Consider the following 17,871-nt stretch of genomic DNA (forward strand, 5'->3'; position numbering starts at 1 on the left):
GGTGATTATTAATTCCCGTAGCGTTTCAACCATTCTTTTTCTAGTGCGGCTTGCCAGCTTGGATGTGGCTCTGCAATAGACTTGAATTGTTGAGTATTTTTAGCCGTACCAGTCAGGTATTGGCTGCTTAGCACTGAAGGATCACCCCAGATGTTGATATCACCTTTACGAGATTGCGCTTCAGGACTTAATAAAAAGTTTATAGCAACTTGAGCCCCTGCACTGGCGTTTGCGTTCCAAGGGATAGCTAAGAAGTGAATGTTAGAAAGTGCACCCGCATCCATCGCATACGCTTTGGTGCTATCTGCAAGGTTGCCGCTAGATTGTGCTGAATAAACCGCATTTGGGTTAAAAGTGACGGCTAAGTCAATCTGACCATCATCTAGTAGTTGTACCGTTTCTGCTGTGCCACCCGGAAACTGCTTACCGCCACGCCATGCGACTTTGTGAAATTCATCTAGGTAAGCCCATAGAGGTTGCGTGACGGTTTTGAATGATTCGTCTGTCACTGGCTTTTGCAGTGCAGGATCGTTATTGCTCAGTTCGATCAGTAGAGATTTGATGAAACTGGTGCCATGAAACTCCGGTGGGCGAGGGTATGTCAGACGATTTGGAAACGCTTTTGCGTAGCTCAGCATTTCAGCATATGAGCTTGGCGGGTTGTGCAGGGTTTCTTCATCGTAGATAAACACCAATTGACCTACGCCCCAAGGCGCTTCTAGACCATCTGTTGGTTCAGAGAAATCGACATCAACAGGCAGGGTTTTATCGACATACTGCCAGCTTGGTAAACCTTCAACGAAAGGACCAAACAATAGTTGGTTGTCTTTCATCGATTTAAAGTTTTCGCCATTAATCCAAACCATATCAACACTGCCACCGCTGTTTTTCCCTGCGGCTTTTTCAGCAATAAGACGAGTGGTGGTTTCAGAAATATCGGTGACCTTGACGTGGTTAAGTGTCACGTTGTAGCGAGATTTAAGCTCTTTGCCTGCCCATTGGATGTAGCGGTTAATTTCTTGGCTACCACCCCAAGCATGAAAATAAACGGTCTGACCGTCGGCTTGCTGTTCTATTTTTTGCCATTCTTCAGCGGTCGAAGATGCAAAAGAGGAGGTCGCGAATGTGGTGGCTAAAATGCCAATGGTGCTAAGTAGCTTTTTCATACGTAATCCGTGTTTCTTTATCTTTGTTTTCATTTTGGAGCTTTATATTCCCATGAGGTACAAACGGCTGTTTTGGTACTCTGAATTGGGGATAAACCACGCTGGAAGCTCCGTTCCCTCTAGATGGATAGTAATCTATCTTGCTCTATTATCAACGCGAATTTGATAATAGATTCAGAGAATTACTCGCCTTGTGAGGTGATACCAATCCACGTCAGTTTTTGGTCTTAAAAGTCACCAATTTAAGGACAAAGTGTGAGCAAATCAGTAGCAATGAAAATAGTGCGACTCTCGATAAGTCGCACTATTTTGGCTTCAATAATGGATAGACCGGATTACTTCGCTAATTCTTCCATGTTGATGCCTTTTTTCTTTGCGATGTATTTTGGAATCAAAGACATGCCAAACAGCACAAGACCCGCAACCGCAAATTTTACCAACAACATTGCAGACACACCGTTTGTTGCGATGTCACCAGCCATGTAAGCAAAAATGAAAGCACCTGGCGCCATGGTCAACAGAGAAACCAGAGCGTAAGTGCCAAGGTTTAGGCTGGTTAGACCGTAAGCGTAGTTTTGTAGGCTGAATGGGAATACAGGCACAAGACGAGTCAGAATCAAGAAGCTGGTGCCGTTTGCTGCTACACCGTCATCGATTTTCTTGAATATTGGGTTGTCGCCAAACTTCTTCATGATGGTGTTACGCAGTAGGAAGCGCGCCACGATAAAGGCTGCTACTGCACCAAGCGTTGCAGAAAAGAGCGCCAATACGCCACCTTTGATAGGACCAAATACGATACCTGCCACAATGGTAAATGCGCTGCCCGGTAGTAGGAAAACACACGCAAATACGAATGCTGCTACGAATACGGCGTAACCCCACACACCAAAGCTTGCGATCCAATCTTGTAGGCTCTTGATGTCAGTGATGATTTCAAGAATGCCAGTTTGTTTTGCCGCGAACAGAGCGAGAGCTACAACAGCGACGATAAGAGCGATTTTTACGAGTTTCATAAGTTCAACTTCACTTAAACCTAATAATTAAAAAGAGATAGCGACACAGAGACAGTTACACTGACATACACTTGATCAGGCCCGCTTTTGACTTGTAGCGGTTGAACCAAGCTTTTACAGGGCTTGCAAGTACGTTTACTGGCGGCTCATCACCTTGCATGATCACAGGACCGAACATTAGATCCAGAATGTGCCAAGACTTTGTACCAACACCCATCATGGATGCACGACATGCCGAGCAATAAACCACTACGTAGTCGGTTTCAAACTCTTCAACACGGCGCTTAATTACGCGCGTTGCCACATCTGGGTTTGCAGGTACAACCATGCCGCCGAAGCCACAGCAGCGGGTGTTTTCTCGTGTGTGTTCTGGCTCAGAGGTTTTGTAACCAAGTTCGTTTAATATCCAACGGATACCGTCTTGCAGCTCTTTCTCGTAGCGAGTTGAACAAGAGTCGTGAATGGTAAACACCACGTCGCTGTTTATGGCTTTGCCGCGCAGTTCTTCCGGTAAACCAATTTCAGGAAGTAGCTTCCACAAAGACACTGGTTTTTGTGTGCCACCAGATTTTTTGATCATGCCGTAGCAGCTTTGACACGCCACAATCACTTCTTGTGCGTCTAGCTTGTCAAAATCAGCCTGTAGCTGACCGTAACGCTCTTTAAACTTCTCCGTTTGACCGATAGCTGCAGTCGGTTTGCCACAGCATTTTTGAACTGCGCCCATGTCTGGAAATACTTGCTTTAGGTAGCTAGCAATGGCAGCTACACCTTCAGGTGAATAGGATGGCAAGCTGCATCCTGGCATAAATACTTTATTACTCATTTTGTCGATACCGCTCGTTTTGCCATAGTGAAGATTTTTGAGAAGCCAAGCTTCTGGTGCATGTTGATCGCTTTATGACCCGGCATTGGAGATTCACCGTTGTTTGCTTTAACAAAGTCAGCACGTGCCCCTAGGAACATCTCTTTCATTGGGAAGTCTTTCGGACACACGATGGTGCATTGGTCACACGCGTTGCATGAGTAAGCCATCAGTGGATCCATCGACTTGTTGTTCACAAAGTCGGAGAAAATGGTTTTCGGACAGTCGCTGAAGTCATTCATCATGATGCACTCGGTCATACATAGCTTGCAGCTGCATTGCAGGCAGCGAGAAGCTTCTAGTTTGATTTGCGCTTCAGTAAAGCCTAAATCCACTTGTGCAAAATCCTGCTTACGCTCTTCAGCGTCACGCAATTCACCGTGTAGGCGAGGGGTATCTACCGTACCTTTTGGTAGTGGTACGTCTAGACGAGATGAGTAACTGTATTCTTGCTCGAAGTCGCGGTCTTCAGTTAGTGGACGAGTCGTCAGGAAGCGTTCAACGCTCATTGCTGCTTTACGACCTAATGCCATCGCTTCAATTACGATGTTCCCGCCACACGCATCACCAGCTACGAATACGTCTTCTAGACTAGATGCTAGTGTTTGTTTATCGACAACGTAACGGCCACCGCGAGTTTGCTCTAGTGCACCGTCAGTAATATCTGCCACGATTTGACCCGTAGCGAAAACAACGGTATCCACAGAGATAGTTTTGCTTTCTTCGCTGTACTGAGGTGCAAAGTTGCCTTGCTCATCAAAGATCGACAGCACTTTCTTGATAGTAATGCCTGTTACTTTGCCGCTCTCGTGCTCGATAGCGACAGGTCCCCAACCCGCATGGAATTCAACGCCTTCTTCTAGTGACTCATCGATTTCGATTTGGCTTGCAGGCAGGTTCTCAAGGCTCTCAAGTGAACATTGGTAAACTTCACTTGCGCCGATACGCCATGAAGAGCGTGCGCAGTCCATCGCTACGTCACCACCGCCGATAACCATTACGCGCTTACCTGCTCGTGGGAATTGGCGAGTTTCAGAAATCTCTTTTAGGTATTCAACCGCAGAGAACACGCCATCATTGTCATGACCCGGCAGAGGGATGATCGAACCTACGTGCGCACCATGTGCAAGTACCACCGCATCATGCTCGTTGCGTAGTGTTTCGAAACTGATGTCTTTGCCGATCTCAACGCCAAACTGAGTTTTGATTCCCAGCATCGCTAAGTAGCTGTATTCGAAATCGATAACATCGCGTGGCAGGCGGTATTCAGGGATACCAACACGCATCATGCCGCCGTAAACGTCCAGCTTTTCATAGATGGTGACTTCATGACCCTGACGACGCAGTTCGATTGCCGCTTGAGCGCCAGCAGGACCTGCACCTACGATCGCGATGTGCTTGTTAGTTAGGGGCGCAATGTTTAGATCCCAGTGATCTTGGTTATCCATTTTCTCTGCGACGAAACGTTTAATCCCAGCTACGCTGATTGGCTGACCAAACTCAGAATTACGGCGACAAGACGCTTCACACGGATGTGCACAGATGCGACCTAGTGTTTGAGGAAGGAATAGTTTGCTACGGATCAGATCCAGAGCACCTTGAAAATCACCTTCACCCGCCATGCGAACGTATTGCTTTACGTCTGTGTGCATTGGGCACGCGGTTTGACATGCCGGATCGGCATCACCCATACAGCCATCGACAATCATTTGAGCGGTGTCGAATAGCTTTTGACTAAAAATTACATTGTTCATTAACTGCTATTTCCGTGTTGATTAGCTCTTGCCGTTGATAACGTTCACTTCAGGGTTTTTCTGCTCATAGTGAGCATGGCTGTACTCGATCCATGAACCGTCATAGTTGTAGACGCCTTCTGCGCCAAGTACTTCAGTAAGAATCATGGTGGTGTGGGCAGAACGAACACCGGATTGGCAATAAGCGATCACTTTTTTGCCTTTGATGATGCCGCCATAAAGAGCTTGCAGTTCTTGTGCAGATTTCAGCGTTGTGTCTTCGTTTAACGCTTTGGTCCAGTTAATGTGAACACTGCTTGGGATAGTACCCGGACCGTACGCACCAGAAACCGCAACGTCGCCGTTGAACTCGTCGTTGCCGCGAGTATCTAGGATCACCCAATCAGGGTTGTTTTGCGCTGCGATAACCATATCCAGTGTCGCTAGCGTGTTGTTGTCTTGTTTTGTGTTCGGTGCTTTGTATTCAACTGCGGCAACGCTTGGGTTTGCAGAGCCAGTTGGGTAACCAGAGCCCATCCAAGCGTTCAAGCCACCGTCTAGGTAACGAACGTCTTGATGACCAAGGTTATGGATTTGCCAGTAAAGGCGAGCGGCATCGTGGTGAGAGCCTGCTGCGTAAACCACGATTGTGCTGTCAGCTGTTGCGCCGAAGCTGCCCAGAATGGTCTCCATTTCTTCGGTGTTATTGCTCATACCACCGAAGTCGTATTGACCATCAGCCGCCGAGTAATCGTTACGCCACATAGTGTAAGAGCCAGAAATAGGACTATCTGGTTTGATAGGGTTTAGCGCACCGATCACAACCACATCTTTGTCGCCGTCCATCAGCGACTTAAGTTGTTGTGCCGAAATGAAGTGCTCAGGATGAGCATATTCTGCGAATTTTTGCTCTTGAGCAGCGGCATCCACAATCACAGCCTCAGCTGAGAACATCGTATTGTAAGCTGAGTAGCCAACCGCTGTGACAGCTGCTAACACACCCAACGCAATCGTCGTTTTTTTCATGAGTTGCTTCCATATTTTAATTTAAAGTTTTGCTGCCGAATCCTTGATGTTTCGACAGATAGAATGCTTTTGATGGGGCAGTGCTGACATGAACGTTTCTTAATCATTTTTGGTGTTCATGGCTTAAAAAAAGCGGAAATGCGCTCTACCCCTTTATGGGTAAGGCATTCTGAGGAAATCGTTTAAATGACGATATTGTGGTTTCCCACAATAATGATGTGGGATTGATCTAAAGCAACAAAGTAGAAGGGGGAAGTGGTGCTAAAATGTGCCACAACCGAGTTTTGGTAGTATTTCGTAAGTGATTGATAATTATTCTCAAAAGTTAATTCTTTTCATTTTTGCTCTCTCCTTTTTCTTTACCTCTTTTGCCTCTGCTAATGATCAAAAAGTACCGAGAAAAGACTACGATGTTGGCGTTTTAGCGCTGCGTGGACACGCACATGCTCGTGAAGCGTGGCAACCAACTTTGGATTGGTTGGAGACTCAGAATCCTGGCTATCAATTCAACCTACATACTTACGATTTCGACCAACTTGAAGATGCATTTTTGCACGGTTGGCTTGACTTCATTCTGACTAGTCCAGGGCAGGCGACTAAGTTGGCACGTGAATACCCAATCAACTGGTTAGCAACGCAAAAAACTGCCTATAGCAACTTACCAAATAAGTCGATTGCTTCGGTGGTAGTGGTGCGTGAAGAGTCGCCTTATAAAACGCTGCGTGACATCAATAAAGCTAATGTCGCGGCGGTATCGGAAAAAGCCTTTGGCGGCTTTCTCGCGCTGCGTTATGAGCTCGATAAGCTCGGCTATTTCAATTCCTCTTTCTTCGAAAAAATTCATTTTACTGGTCCACCAACTGACCAGTTGATTTTGGACGTGATCAAGAACGATCTCGATGTCGCGATCGTCCCTGCATGTACTCTGGAGAACATGGCGAAGGAGGGGCGTATCCAACTGCACAGCTTACGTGTATTGAATGAGAAGCGTCCTGCTGATTCTGTTTGTGCGGTGAGCACACCACTGTATCCAAACTGGACCATGGCTATGACAGAGCGAGCGCCGACGGATGTGGGGCAAATGGTGGCGCAAACCCTTTTCGCAATGCCAGAAGATCATCCAGCAGCCGTTGCGGCGAACAACGTTGGCTGGATGTTGCCTGCGCCGAGCATCAACGTTGATAAAGTCTACAAGCACTTAGACATGCATCCGTTGCAAAAGTCTTGGGGACAAAAAGCACAAGAATGGCTGCATAAGAACCAAGCGATCGCAATGGCGTCGTTACTGACTTTGCTGCTATTGACGGGATATCACTTCTGGTTGGAATGGAAGTTTCAACGTAGTCGTGAAACGTTAAAAACCACCATGAACGACTTACGCCGTAAGAGCTCAATGTTGGAGCATGCCCAACGTATCACCATTGTCGGTGAACTTGGTAGCAGTATTGCGCATGAAATTAATCAACCATTGGCAGCAATCAAAAACTACAGTCAAGGGGCGAAAATGCGCATGGAACATGGCGCGACTGCCGAAGAAATGGCGCCAATCCTCGATAAAATCCAACAACAGGTGACTTCTGCAAGCGACATCATTCAGCGCCTTCGTAGCTTGATAAACAAAACACCGATTGAAAAAAACTGGGTGGATCTACCTTGTTTGATTGAAGAAGCGATGAAGCTGGTGGATTACGAATTCCAACGTCATCGAATCCAACTTGGTGTGCTTTACTCTGGTGAGCCGCAAAAAGTCTTTGCAGATGTGACAGGTTTGCAGCAGGTCATTCTCAATGTTTTAAATAACGCCAAAGATGCGTGTTTGAGCCATTCGCCGAAACGTAGAGATTTGTACGTGGATCTGCACGTGAGCTTCTGTGATGAGATGGTCATCATTGACGTGACGGACAACGGCATTGGAATTGAAGAAGAAAGTACGCCATTGGACCAAGCTTTCTACACCACGAAGGAAAATGGATTAGGGCTAGGTCTGGCAATATGTCGTGATGTACTCGATGCGCACCAAGGCAGCATGCAATTTAGGTCCATAGAGCCCACTGGGTGTCAGGTGACCATTGTTTTACCGTATCAGGAGGCTTGTTATGAGTCGTAACCTTTGTCCACTCTACATCGTTGATGATGAAGAGCCAGTATTAGAATCCATGGCGTTTATGTTGGAAAGTTATGGTTACGAGGTTGAAGCTTTTTCTAGTGGGATAGATTTTCTCAACAACGCTGAATTGTCGGCTCCGGGTTGTGTTTTGCTTGATAGCCGTATGCCCGAGATGCGGGGACAAGATGTCCATCATGTAATGAATGAGAAATTCAGCCCTATCAGCGTGATTTACCTAACTGGTCATGGCGACATACCTATGGCTGTCGATGCACTAAAAGATGGCGCATTAGATTTCTTTCAAAAGCCTGTTGATGGAAACGCGCTTGTGGTTGCAGTGGATAATGCTATGGCACAGTCATTAAAAAACGGTGAAAAGTTGAGTGCGAAACAGGTATTACAGAATCTCACCAAGCGCGAGAAAGAAGTACTTGGATTGGTAGTCAAGGGGATGAAAAACCAAGAGATGGCCGATTCGTTGTGTGTTTCTCTAAGAACAATTGAGGTACATCGCTCTAATGTGATGAAAAAACTTGAAGCAGAAAGCCTTGCAGTATTGATTCGCAAAGTCGGGCATTTGATCTAATTGATTTATGTTTTGGGGCAACGAACTGAGCTATTTAGGTCGAATTAATCACTGTAACCTAATGATATTTTGGGAAAGGTTTGCTCAACCGGTATCAGGAAGATAACATCAGTACCCAAAATGAAATGAATCTTAATCTTGGCTAGAACCTAACTATGTTTGTCGATACCGTTAAAAGTGCCTTTGCTTCACTAAACACGCATAAACAAGCGATTGCGAAAGCGACCGCTTTACCGATTCTCTTTTCTGTTATTCTTGATCTCTTTTTAGGTGCAAGTGAAGGCGATGGTGCTGCTATCTTCGTACAAATCTTGATGGCGCTATTGTCTGCGATCGTCGCGATTAATGTGCACAGTATTATCCTTAAAGGTCCTCAATCTGTCCCTCAGTGGGGGCGTTTCACCCTTGGTAAGATCGAAATGTGGTTCATCGGTCATTACTTGGTGATGACAGTTGCAGTAGTCGCCGTTGCCGCCATCTTTGCGATGATTAACGTTGCGCTTGCCGCAATTGTACTGTTCGCACTTGGTGTGATCTGTTGCCGATTGGTGTTGGTGTTTCCCGCCATTGCTATTGGTAAAGGTGTGTCATTCCCTTATGCATGGAACTTAACCAAAGGGTACACGTGGTACATGATGGGTGTGGTGATCTTGGTACCGCTTCTGTGTGGTATCGCAATATCACCTCTGGCGTATTTACAACTGCCAATCCTAATGAGTTTATTAAGCTTCCTAGTGACCATCATCGGTATTGCTATTTTGTCTAAAGCGTACGAGCAATTAAGTGGTTTTGATGGACAATCTTATTCTCAGCAGTCATTTTGAAGTCACTTAAGTAGATGTTATGAATGAAGAAGCCCCTCCTTTTAGAGGCGCTTTTTTATGGTTACTTGTAGGCAAATTTACTTGGTTTTGTAAGAATTTATTACAAATTACATTTTTAAAGTGATATAAAGCACACCTTCGATGAGGCTGGTTTTGTTTTTGACTGGCTCTTATCAAAAAAAACCGTGACGTTTCAATTGACGAATAAGGAAGGTGCTTTTTGCTCATTAGTCCGCCCTAGAACGATCTCTCAGATGCGTTTGCATCACTCCCTTCACCGTGCGCAATGCACCAACTAAGGCAATACGTTTATGAGAGATTTATGTTTAAATTTACAAAAGATACTTGGTTTAACAACGTTAAAGGAGATTGTTTATCAGGAGTTGTTGTAGCACTGGCACTTATTCCAGAAGCTATTGCATTCTCTATCATCGCAGGACTCGACCCCAAAGTGGGTTTGTATGCCTCGTTTTCCATCTGTGTCGTGATTGCGTTTACTGGCTCAAGGTCCGGAATGATTTCCGCGGCAACCGGAGCGATGGCGTTATTGATGACCACCTTAGTTAAAGATTATGGTCTGCAATATTTGCTCGCCGCGTCGTTTTTCGCTGGTGTACTGCAGTTATTGATTGGCTACTTAAGGCTAGGGGATTTAATGCGTTTTGTGTCTAAATCCATTATGACTGGATTTGTAAATGCGTTGGCAATTTTAATCTTTTTGGCGCAACTGCCTGAACTGACGAACGTTTCTTGGTCCGTTTATGCATTGACCGTTTTAGGACTAGCCATCATCTATTTGTTTCCATATGTGCCGAAAATCGGAAAAATGCTACCGTCCCCTTTGGTATGCATTATCACGGTGACAGTGGTTGCGTTGATGTTTGATATCGATATTCGTACTGTTGGCGATATGGGGCAGCTACCCGATTCGCTTCCCGTATTCATGATTCCCGATATTCCCTTCAACATTGAAACACTCCAAATCATTTTCCCTTATTCATTAGCTCTCGCCATTGTCGGTGTCCTTGAATCACTGATGACCGCATCTATCGTCGATGAGTTGACGGATACAGAGAGTGAGAAAAACGACGAGTGCAAAGGACAGGGGATTGCGAATATGGTCGCATCGCTGTTTGGCGGTATGGCAGGATGCGCAATGATTGGTCAGTCGATGATCAATATCCAGTCTGGCGGTCGAACACGTTTATCGACGCTTTGCTCCGGTGTGTTTTTGCTGATCATGGTGGTGTTCTTGGGGGATTACCTCAAGCAAATCCCAATGGCGGCGCTCGTTGCTGTGATGATCATGGTTGCGATAAGTACTTTCTCGTGGCACTCCATTGCAGAAATGCGTAAACACAGTTTATCGACAAACCTTATCATGCTATCGACGGTGATTGCGGTTGTTGCCACCCACAATCTTGCTATTGGTGTGCTGGTGGGCGTTTTATTAGCGTGTGTCTTTTATGTGAATCAGAGCCGGACTTTAATGAAGGTTTCGGATGAAGTCATTGTTGATAACGACCATACGATTCACAAAGTTCATGGGCAAATCTTTTTCGCTTCCGCCTATAGTTTCACTGATATGTTTGATTTTGATAATGCGACGCGATACATCACAATTGATTTATCCGATGCGCATTTTTGGGATATCACAGCAATATCAGCTTTGGATAAAGCCATCATTAAGTTTCGTAAAGGCGGCTCTATTGTTGCTGTAACCGGAATGAATGAAGCAACCTTGGATATGATAGATCGCCACGCGGTTTATGATGATCCTGAAAAGCTGGCTAAGCAAGGTATGGGGCATTAGAAACAAAAAAAGCAGCCAAAGGGCTGCTTTTTTAGAGATTCTTTCAGAGACTTATTGTCCCAGAAACAAATGTGGGATTAGTTTACCCAGTCACGCAGTGTGAACGTTAGTTCGTGATCTGCGTTTTTCAGTACTAGACCATCGTTAGTCAGAGTAATGTCGCTCCAATCAGAAAGCGTTTCAGACATTACTTTTTCAATCTTCATTTGGTCTTCCATACACATCTTCATGGTCATGCCCATTTTCTCGATGCGTAGTTGGTTATCTTTTAGTTCAGCTTGACCGAAGAAGTTGTTACAACCTGCATTACCGTTCGCTGTTAGGTTTTCACCAATTTCTAAGCGAGGTGCTTGGCGTTCTTCTGCTGCGATGTTTTTGCCATCGATTTGAACCAGCTGCCAGTTGTGGTGCTGTAGATCTTGAGCCGTAATTTCTTTCACATTGTCACCGTTGCTAGCGCATGCAGTCATTAGAACTGGAAGTGAGATTGCTGCTACTAACGTTTTTAGGCTAAGCTTCATTTTATTGACTCCGTTTTTAGAAAACGTGGTAAGTATAGGTAATAAAACAGTGTTTTTGTCAGCATACGGTTATGGTTTCGTATGTTTTTAAACACGGCGTATTTTATAACAGAGATCCCATTCCAGGTACTAAAATTCAGCGAAAACTTCGAAATTTCTTACAGTTATTCGACTATAAGTGAATCGGGTCTTGATGAGATAACCAAAGAACGGGTTGAGCATGGAGCAACTGGAGTTTTTTACCGTCCCAAGTCCTTGTGTCGGAGTGTGCACTTCTGACGAAAAGGGCTATTGCAAGGGATGCATGCGTAAACGAGAAGAGCGGTTTAATTGGCTGAGTTTTACTCCTGCACAACAGTTGCACGTGATTAAGCTGTGTCGTCAGAGGTACAGAAGAAAGGTGCTAGCAGGGAAGGGGAAAGCAGAACTGCCTCAAGATGACTTATCCCCGCAACAGGATTTGTTTTAGTGTTGTTTATGCTTTATTACTTATGACTAACTATTCCCGGCCCAGTCTGAACTACTTATCCATAAGAGCCGGGAAGCTCCTATCCATTTTCGTGCTCAAAGTGATGAGCACTTGGCGTTACTTTAAAGACCATTGGTCGCTTACCCAGCCTCCTGCTTGTTCGTCGAAGTGACTACCGGCAAAGCGGTGATTTTGTTCCACGTCTAATTTACTGGTGGGTAATTCATCCATCATTTGATGAATGTATCTTGCCATTGGATCAGTACATGCTTCACGCTCTCTGCGAGTGACCACTTCTTTAATTATCTGCAGTCTATAGCTGTTGCTGGCTCGTTTCATTTTTGACCTCCAGAACTCGATGGCAGCAGTTTGAACACATTGGCGTTCAGATCGCTGCTCATTGGCGGGAGCGTAGAAGCCCATCGCCTTCGTTTGAAGTCTGAGAGACAAATTGTTTGAGAGCAGTGTTTGTAACGCCATTCGCATCTTTCTCAGAATCATTGACTGTGTGAATAAAAGTTAATTGCTCAAACACAGTTGATGAATCTTCATATTCGAAAGACCTTATCAAACATAGAAGCCCTACACATGGTCGTCAACAACGTAAATGAACATTTTTTGAACGATTTGTGAAGGTGGCGTTTTATCAGAGATTTAGCGCAAATAAAAAAACGGAGCCACTTGGGCTCCGGTTGGTCTTAGAGTCAGTCTGACACGCCTTATCTCAGTTGTTATGCAACCGAATGGATTTCAATGTCTAAGTGTAGACAAGAATGAAGTAAATTAGCTACCTGAAGCAGGACAGCCTTTCACTGATTGGCCGTTGCTCAAGTACTCAATGTTACCCAAGTTCTTATCGAAATCTGCCGCAGAAATCTGAGGGTTATTAACGAAGAACTCACGCAGTATAGCTGCATCTGTTTGCTGGGTTGATTTAACATCGATGATTGGGTAATTATCGCCACCCGCTGCACTAAAGCTAATTACAGAGAAAGTGTACTCAGCTTTTGGATCAAAGCCTTTACCGTTGATGTCTGTAATCGTTACGTCTTTCGCATCACAGTTAACTGATAGCGTGATGTTGTCTAGTTGAGCGTATGCACCAGAGCCAGCAGATTTTGTTGCTACAACGTCTAGGTAAGCTTTAACCTCTTCACCAGTCATGGTTGCTTTTGTTACAAAGTTACCAAAAGGTTGAACTGTTAGAACATCGCGGTAAGTGACATCACCTTTCTGGATAGAATCACGTACACCGCCTGAGTTCATTACACCAAAGTCAGCATTCACTAGCTTGTTCGTGCGGTATGCTTTACCCAGTAGGTGACCAAGGTTAGTTTGTTGTGAACGGACAACATTACGGTCGCCTTCAAGCTTGCCGTCTGTGTTTGAGATTACTTCGTCCAGCAAATCTTGACCTTGTTGTTGGTATGGTAGAAGCAGCGCTTTTACTGTTGCATCAGGTTTAATTTGGTTTTGAATGAATTGGTAATCACCATTTTCATCTTTCGCTTTTAGGTTTACTGGAATCAGTGCGTAGTTCGCTAGGTGAAGCTTGCCATCGTAGTATTCGAAATCTGCACGACCTACGTATTTACCCCACTCATGCGCTTGCATGATGTAAGTGCCATTTTGCTGATCTGGTGTACACTCATCACCTGGTTTGAAGTCCGCGTAGTTGTTCGTACCTGGCTCCATACATACTGGGTTTTGCGAGTGACCGCCGATGATAGCGTCTAGTTCACCTTCTTTTAGAGAACGTGCTAGTTGAACATCACCAGGCGCTTCGCTACCACTTTGACCATTTTGGTAGTGACCCATATGTGTTGTTGCGAATACTAGGTCGACTTTCTCATTAGCTTCGATCTCGCCCAGCACTTTTTGGATCTCAACTTGAGGATCCTGGAAGTAGATGTCTTTTACGTTGTCTGGGTTTACAAGTTTTGCTGTATCTTCAGTAGTAAGACCGATAACCGCAATTTTCAGACCGTTAATCGTGAAGACTTTATAAGGAGCGAAGTAACGTTCATCAGTTACTTTTCCGTCCGCATCTTTTTTGTAGATGTTTGCTGCTAGCATTGGGAAATCAGCTAGCTCAGCTTGCATATCTAGAACATCTAGAGCGTTATCAAATTCGTGGTTACCCACAGCCATTGCGTCGTAACCCAGAAGGTTCATACCTACGAAGTCTGGCACAGCGTTCTGCATGTCTGACTCTGGTACACCTGTGTTGATGTCACCACCAGACAGTAGGATAGACTCGCCACCATTTGCTGCTACTTCAGCACGAATAGACTCAATCAGTGTTTTACGTGCAGCCATGCCGTACTCACCTTTGCTGTTTTCCCAGAAACGACCGTGGTTATCGTTTGTGTGAAGAACAGTGAACTTAGTACATGAATCTGCAGTGTCACAAGTGATTGGAGAGTTGTCGCTGTCTGAGCCACATCCTGCTAGCGCAGCGCCGACTGAAAGTACCAAAAGGGATTTGTAAAACTTCATAAGGGATCCTTTCTTTGTGATTTTGATTTTATTACGGCGTGAAATATACGGAAATAATGTGAAACTTTAGTGATCTATATCTTATTTACAGTTTTGTTGAATACAGGAAATAACAGGGCTGCAAACCGCGTCGACAAATAAACAGAAACCGTATTTAGAAAGGATTTAATGTTTTTACTAATTAAATTTGTGAGTCGCTTAATTGATTTCAATTTTCTAATGTGAATCAATACGCATTTTGGTGAGATATGGAGCAAACTTTGGTGATTATTTTGCCAGATTAATGTCTTCTTACTCTCTACGAAACAAATAGTTAAGATTTTTCTGTACGCTGTGTTGAGGAGTAAGGATGCTCAAAAAAACAACCGCACTTGCCGCGGAAATCGATTGCTCATGGCAAAAGCAGTTCAGTGTGAGCTGTAATTTGTACAATGGCTATTCTTATGACCCTCACTATTGGCAAAAGTTCTCCGATCTTTGCGCTGTATTTTTATATCAATCAGACGCCGTTACGTTTATATCTTGTCCCCCTAAATTATGGGAACGAATTAAACATTTTCAGCCAAGTGAGCTGGAGAGAAAACTCAATAATAAACAAATGTTCTGTGAATATGATGATGTCGACTACTATTTATTTAATGACGACAACGTCAACAAAGACGATGGGATAATTCCTCTCTCGATCGAATCTGACCTCGAATTACTTGAATCTTTTGTCAGCCGAATGAGCGAAGAAGATATCCTTAAAGCGGACTTTGACCTCGATAGCCATTTTTTTTACGGCATATTTGACAAAAATGAGCTGGTCGCTGTGCTTGCTTCTTATTGTTATAAAGGGAAAGAGCCGTTTGAGTCTTTATCCATATTGGTTTCTCCTGAAGTAAGAGGAAAAGGGTATGGAAAACGCCTGCTCAGTCATTTAATCAATGAAGTGAAGTCGAGGCAGCGCAAAATTAGGTATCGAGTAAATAGTGAAAATACGCCTTCAATAAGGCTCTGCCAGTCTTTGGGGTTTGAAGCGTACAGTCGTCAAAGAGTGTTTACTCCGGAGTAATGAGAAAGGCAAGCAATGGGATATACAGTTAGAAATGCAGTGAGAGATGAAGCGGATCAGATCGCCAAAATACACGTTGATTCATGGCAAGTCGCTTACCGAGGATTAATGCCGCAGAGTTACATTGACCAATTTACTCGAGAACGTCGAGAGCGCATGTGGACGCGAGTAATGACGGAGCAACTGGCCAATCTCATTGTTGTTGAGAAACAGAAAGAGATCGTTGGCTTTCTAAGTTATGAACTGCCTGATCACACCAGCGAAGACAAGACGGCAACGGTTACTTGTTGCTATGTTTCGCCTTTATACTTCGGGCAGGGCGCTGGCAGTACTCTGATTGATGAATTAGAAACTCGTTTACTCTCGACACCAGTGATGCAAATTAGCCTTAAGGCGTTAGACACCAATAAACAAGGGCTTAATTTCTATAAGAAGTGTGGCTTTGTGCGATCTGGAGAGGAAGAGTCGGAGGTTATCGATGATATGACGCTCAACGACGTGACGCTGGTGAAGTACATAGCACGAACATAACTTACTGGTGAGAGTGTTCAATGCGGTGTTTGTAGAGAGGCACTATCGGTAGTGAAAAGAGAATTGAGAAAAGAGTAGGGGAGATTTACTTCTGTCCTAAATAGTAAAACCCCGGAGGTGGTAAGTCTCCGGGGTTTTGAAATTTTTTAGATGTCTCGGTTGGTAAGTCCGATAATCTTTATGCAAAAGGTTTGGATTTTATCCGTTAATTCCTTGGTAGGGAATTAGATACGGATGAAGTCCATGTGCTCAACTTTTGGCTTGTAAGCGTGACGTTGAACGTCTTGTGGCTTAACTTTAACTTCAGCGCCGTCGATCACTAGAACGATACCTTCGTAGAACTCAGGCTTGTCCATTTGGTTAACGATGTCGTCGTGGTTAAGAACGATAGCAACTGCTGCTTCTTCACCGCCGTATACAACTGCAGGGAATTTGCCAGCGTGACGTAGGCGGCGGCTCGCACCTTTACCTAGTTCAGTACGTACTACTGCTTCGAATTTCATAGTATTTACTCTCAAATTAGTAAAAAATAAAACTTTACAAACACAATGCGACCTTGTGTTCGTAGTAAAGCTTGAAACAGGAACTGTTCAAGCGAGCGCGGATACTATCATCCTGCTCTACATTCAGCAACCAAAATTGTACCTAAATCACCAAAAAGCCAGTAATTCTTCGTCAAGAAGAGTGTCTGTTTTGTGGTGTCGGCAAAACTTTGTCCGCATTGCGCTGATTTTAACCTATTTGGCTTTTTGTCAGTACGTTTTTATTTGCCTAGGACTCAATCCTCTTTCCAAGTTAATTCATTCATTAACGACATCTGTTATTCACAAAATGAACGCAAAATGAATGTTGACCTCAGTAACCGTTAAGTCAGTCGGTTCTATTCTCCATCGTACATAAACGGACAACCTCAATGGAGCACATTATGAATCCTATCAGTATCGTGATTATTACCCTCAATGAAGAAAAACGTATTAGTCGACTACTTGAAGACTTAACCAAACAAACTCACCAGAACTTTGAAGTGATCGTGGTGGATTCGAACAGCGAAGATTCGACACGTGAAGTTGCACAAGCTTACGAAAGCTCATTGCCAGAACTGACAGTGCACCGCATGGATACGCGTGGTGTCAGCTTAGGTCGTAATACAGGTGCAGAACTGGCGAAGTATGAACGTATTCTTTTCTTAGATGCGGACGTGCGCTTACCAAGTGATTTTCTGAGCCGTGCAATGAGTAAGCTTGAGGATGCGAAGTTGGAAGTTGCTGGTGTTTACATGGGCTCAAAAAATCTGCCAATGGCACATAAGTTGGGTTATGGCATGTTTAACGCGGGATTGTTTATTACTCAGTACACATTCCCAACGGCGGTAGGTGCTTGTATTTTCTCTACCAAACGCGCACACAAAGAGATCAACGGCTTTGATGAGTCTATTACACTTTGCGAAGATTGTGATTACGTAAAACGCGCTTCTAAAACATGGCGTTTCCGCTTCTTACCGATGACGTTTGAATTCGATCCGCGCCGCCTTGAACAAGACGGCTTCTTTAAGATGGGCATGACCTATTTCAAAGCCAATGTACGTCGATTCTTCTTTGGCGAGATGCGTAACAACGAAATGGAATACAAATTCGGTCACTACAAAGATCAACATTCGTAATCGT

17 protein-coding genes are annotated in these 17,871 nt (G+C 44.4%); 8 read left to right on the top strand and 9 right to left on the bottom strand.

Annotated elements, in window-relative coordinates:
* Positions 1 to 8: 8 nt before the first annotated feature.
* From OH459_RS03610 to OH459_RS03630, 5 genes are all read right to left on the bottom strand, one after another.
* A complete protein-coding gene (locus OH459_RS03610) occupies positions 9 to 1,166 on the bottom strand; it encodes an ABC transporter substrate-binding protein (RefSeq protein ID WP_009701860.1) in 1,158 nt (385 codons plus the stop codon).
* 335 nt (positions 1,167 to 1,501) lie between these two features.
* Entirely contained in the window at positions 1,502 to 2,179 is a 678-nt protein-coding gene (locus OH459_RS03615; protein ID WP_005450645.1) for a TVP38/TMEM64 family protein, read from the bottom strand.
* Between the two features lie 55 nt (positions 2,180 to 2,234).
* Positions 2,235 to 3,005: a (Fe-S)-binding protein gene (locus OH459_RS03620; protein WP_269985686.1), complete on the bottom strand. Its 771-nt coding sequence runs from the start codon at positions 3,003 to 3,005 to the stop codon at positions 2,235 to 2,237.
* Positions 3,002 to 4,798 (bottom strand): FAD-dependent oxidoreductase, encoded by a 1,797-nt coding sequence (locus OH459_RS03625; protein WP_005450642.1) that lies wholly within the window; start codon positions 4,796 to 4,798, stop codon positions 3,002 to 3,004. The genes OH459_RS03620 and OH459_RS03625 overlap by 4 nt, the downstream gene beginning before the upstream one ends.
* A gap of 21 nt (positions 4,799 to 4,819) precedes the next feature.
* A complete protein-coding gene (locus tag OH459_RS03630) occupies positions 4,820 to 5,803 on the bottom strand; it encodes a sulfurtransferase (RefSeq protein WP_269985689.1) in 984 nt (327 codons plus the stop codon).
* A 301-nt stretch (positions 5,804 to 6,104) separates the two neighbouring features.
* Here OH459_RS03630 and OH459_RS03635 point away from each other — a divergent pair, with 301 nt between their 5' ends.
* From OH459_RS03635 to OH459_RS03650, 4 genes are all read left to right on the top strand, one after another.
* Complete coding sequence (locus OH459_RS03635; RefSeq protein WP_005450639.1) at positions 6,105 to 7,910, top strand: sensor histidine kinase; 1,806 nt, start codon at positions 6,105 to 6,107, stop codon at positions 7,908 to 7,910.
* Positions 7,900 to 8,496 (top strand): response regulator transcription factor, encoded by a 597-nt coding sequence (locus OH459_RS03640; protein WP_009698147.1) that lies wholly within the window; start codon positions 7,900 to 7,902, stop codon positions 8,494 to 8,496. The genes OH459_RS03635 and OH459_RS03640 overlap by 11 nt, the downstream gene beginning before the upstream one ends.
* A gap of 155 nt (positions 8,497 to 8,651) precedes the next feature.
* Positions 8,652 to 9,320 carry a hypothetical protein gene (locus tag OH459_RS03645; RefSeq protein WP_269985694.1) on the top strand — a complete coding sequence of 223 codons (669 nt, stop codon included), beginning with the start codon at positions 8,652 to 8,654 and terminating at the stop codon, positions 9,318 to 9,320.
* A 322-nt stretch (positions 9,321 to 9,642) separates the two neighbouring features.
* Positions 9,643 to 11,133, top strand: coding sequence for a SulP family inorganic anion transporter (locus OH459_RS03650; protein WP_005450633.1), 1,491 nt, complete (start codon positions 9,643 to 9,645; stop codon positions 11,131 to 11,133).
* Between the two features lie 77 nt (positions 11,134 to 11,210).
* Here OH459_RS03650 and OH459_RS03655 read toward each other — a convergent pair whose 3' ends face one another.
* On the bottom strand, positions 11,211 to 11,654 hold the full coding sequence (locus OH459_RS03655) for an META domain-containing protein (protein WP_005450631.1): 444 nt from the start codon (positions 11,652 to 11,654) through the stop codon (positions 11,211 to 11,213).
* Between the two features lie 220 nt (positions 11,655 to 11,874).
* On the opposite strand from OH459_RS03655, the gene OH459_RS03660 reads away from it, so the two are divergent.
* The gene (locus OH459_RS03660) at positions 11,875 to 12,123 is read left to right on the top strand and encodes a DUF1289 domain-containing protein (protein WP_017188178.1); all 249 of its coding nucleotides are present in this window, start codon (positions 11,875 to 11,877) and stop codon (positions 12,121 to 12,123) included.
* A 117-nt stretch (positions 12,124 to 12,240) separates the two neighbouring features.
* Here the strand turns inward: OH459_RS03660 and OH459_RS03665 are convergent, their stop codons facing one another.
* Positions 12,241 to 12,462, bottom strand: coding sequence for a hypothetical protein (locus OH459_RS03665; protein WP_005450627.1), 222 nt, complete (start codon positions 12,460 to 12,462; stop codon positions 12,241 to 12,243).
* A gap of 444 nt (positions 12,463 to 12,906) precedes the next feature.
* Positions 12,907 to 14,622 (bottom strand): bifunctional UDP-sugar hydrolase/5'-nucleotidase UshA, encoded by a 1,716-nt coding sequence (gene ushA / locus OH459_RS03670; RefSeq protein ID WP_009698144.1) that lies wholly within the window; start codon positions 14,620 to 14,622, stop codon positions 12,907 to 12,909.
* A gap of 349 nt (positions 14,623 to 14,971) precedes the next feature.
* Between ushA and OH459_RS03675 the strand changes: the two genes are divergently transcribed.
* On the top strand, positions 14,972 to 15,676 hold the full coding sequence (locus OH459_RS03675) for a GNAT family N-acetyltransferase (RefSeq protein WP_047513592.1): 705 nt from the start codon (positions 14,972 to 14,974) through the stop codon (positions 15,674 to 15,676).
* 15 nt (positions 15,677 to 15,691) lie between these two features.
* Entirely contained in the window at positions 15,692 to 16,207 is a 516-nt protein-coding gene (locus OH459_RS03680) for a GNAT family N-acetyltransferase (protein ID WP_269985702.1), read from the top strand.
* A 224-nt stretch (positions 16,208 to 16,431) separates the two neighbouring features.
* Here OH459_RS03680 and rplY read toward each other — a convergent pair whose 3' ends face one another.
* Complete coding sequence (gene rplY / locus OH459_RS03685; RefSeq protein ID WP_005450622.1) at positions 16,432 to 16,710, bottom strand: 50S ribosomal protein L25; 279 nt, start codon at positions 16,708 to 16,710, stop codon at positions 16,432 to 16,434.
* A 422-nt stretch (positions 16,711 to 17,132) separates the two neighbouring features.
* Here rplY and OH459_RS03690 point away from each other — a divergent pair, with 422 nt between their 5' ends.
* On the top strand, positions 17,133 to 17,867 hold the full coding sequence (locus tag OH459_RS03690) for a glycosyltransferase family 2 protein (RefSeq protein WP_172580537.1): 735 nt from the start codon (positions 17,133 to 17,135) through the stop codon (positions 17,865 to 17,867).
* Positions 17,868 to 17,871 lie beyond the last annotated feature (4 nt).

Origin of the sequence: Vibrio sp. MM46, assembly GCF_027587135.1 — a bacterium.
Classification (GTDB): domain Bacteria; phylum Pseudomonadota; class Gammaproteobacteria; order Enterobacterales; family Vibrionaceae; genus Vibrio; species Vibrio harveyi.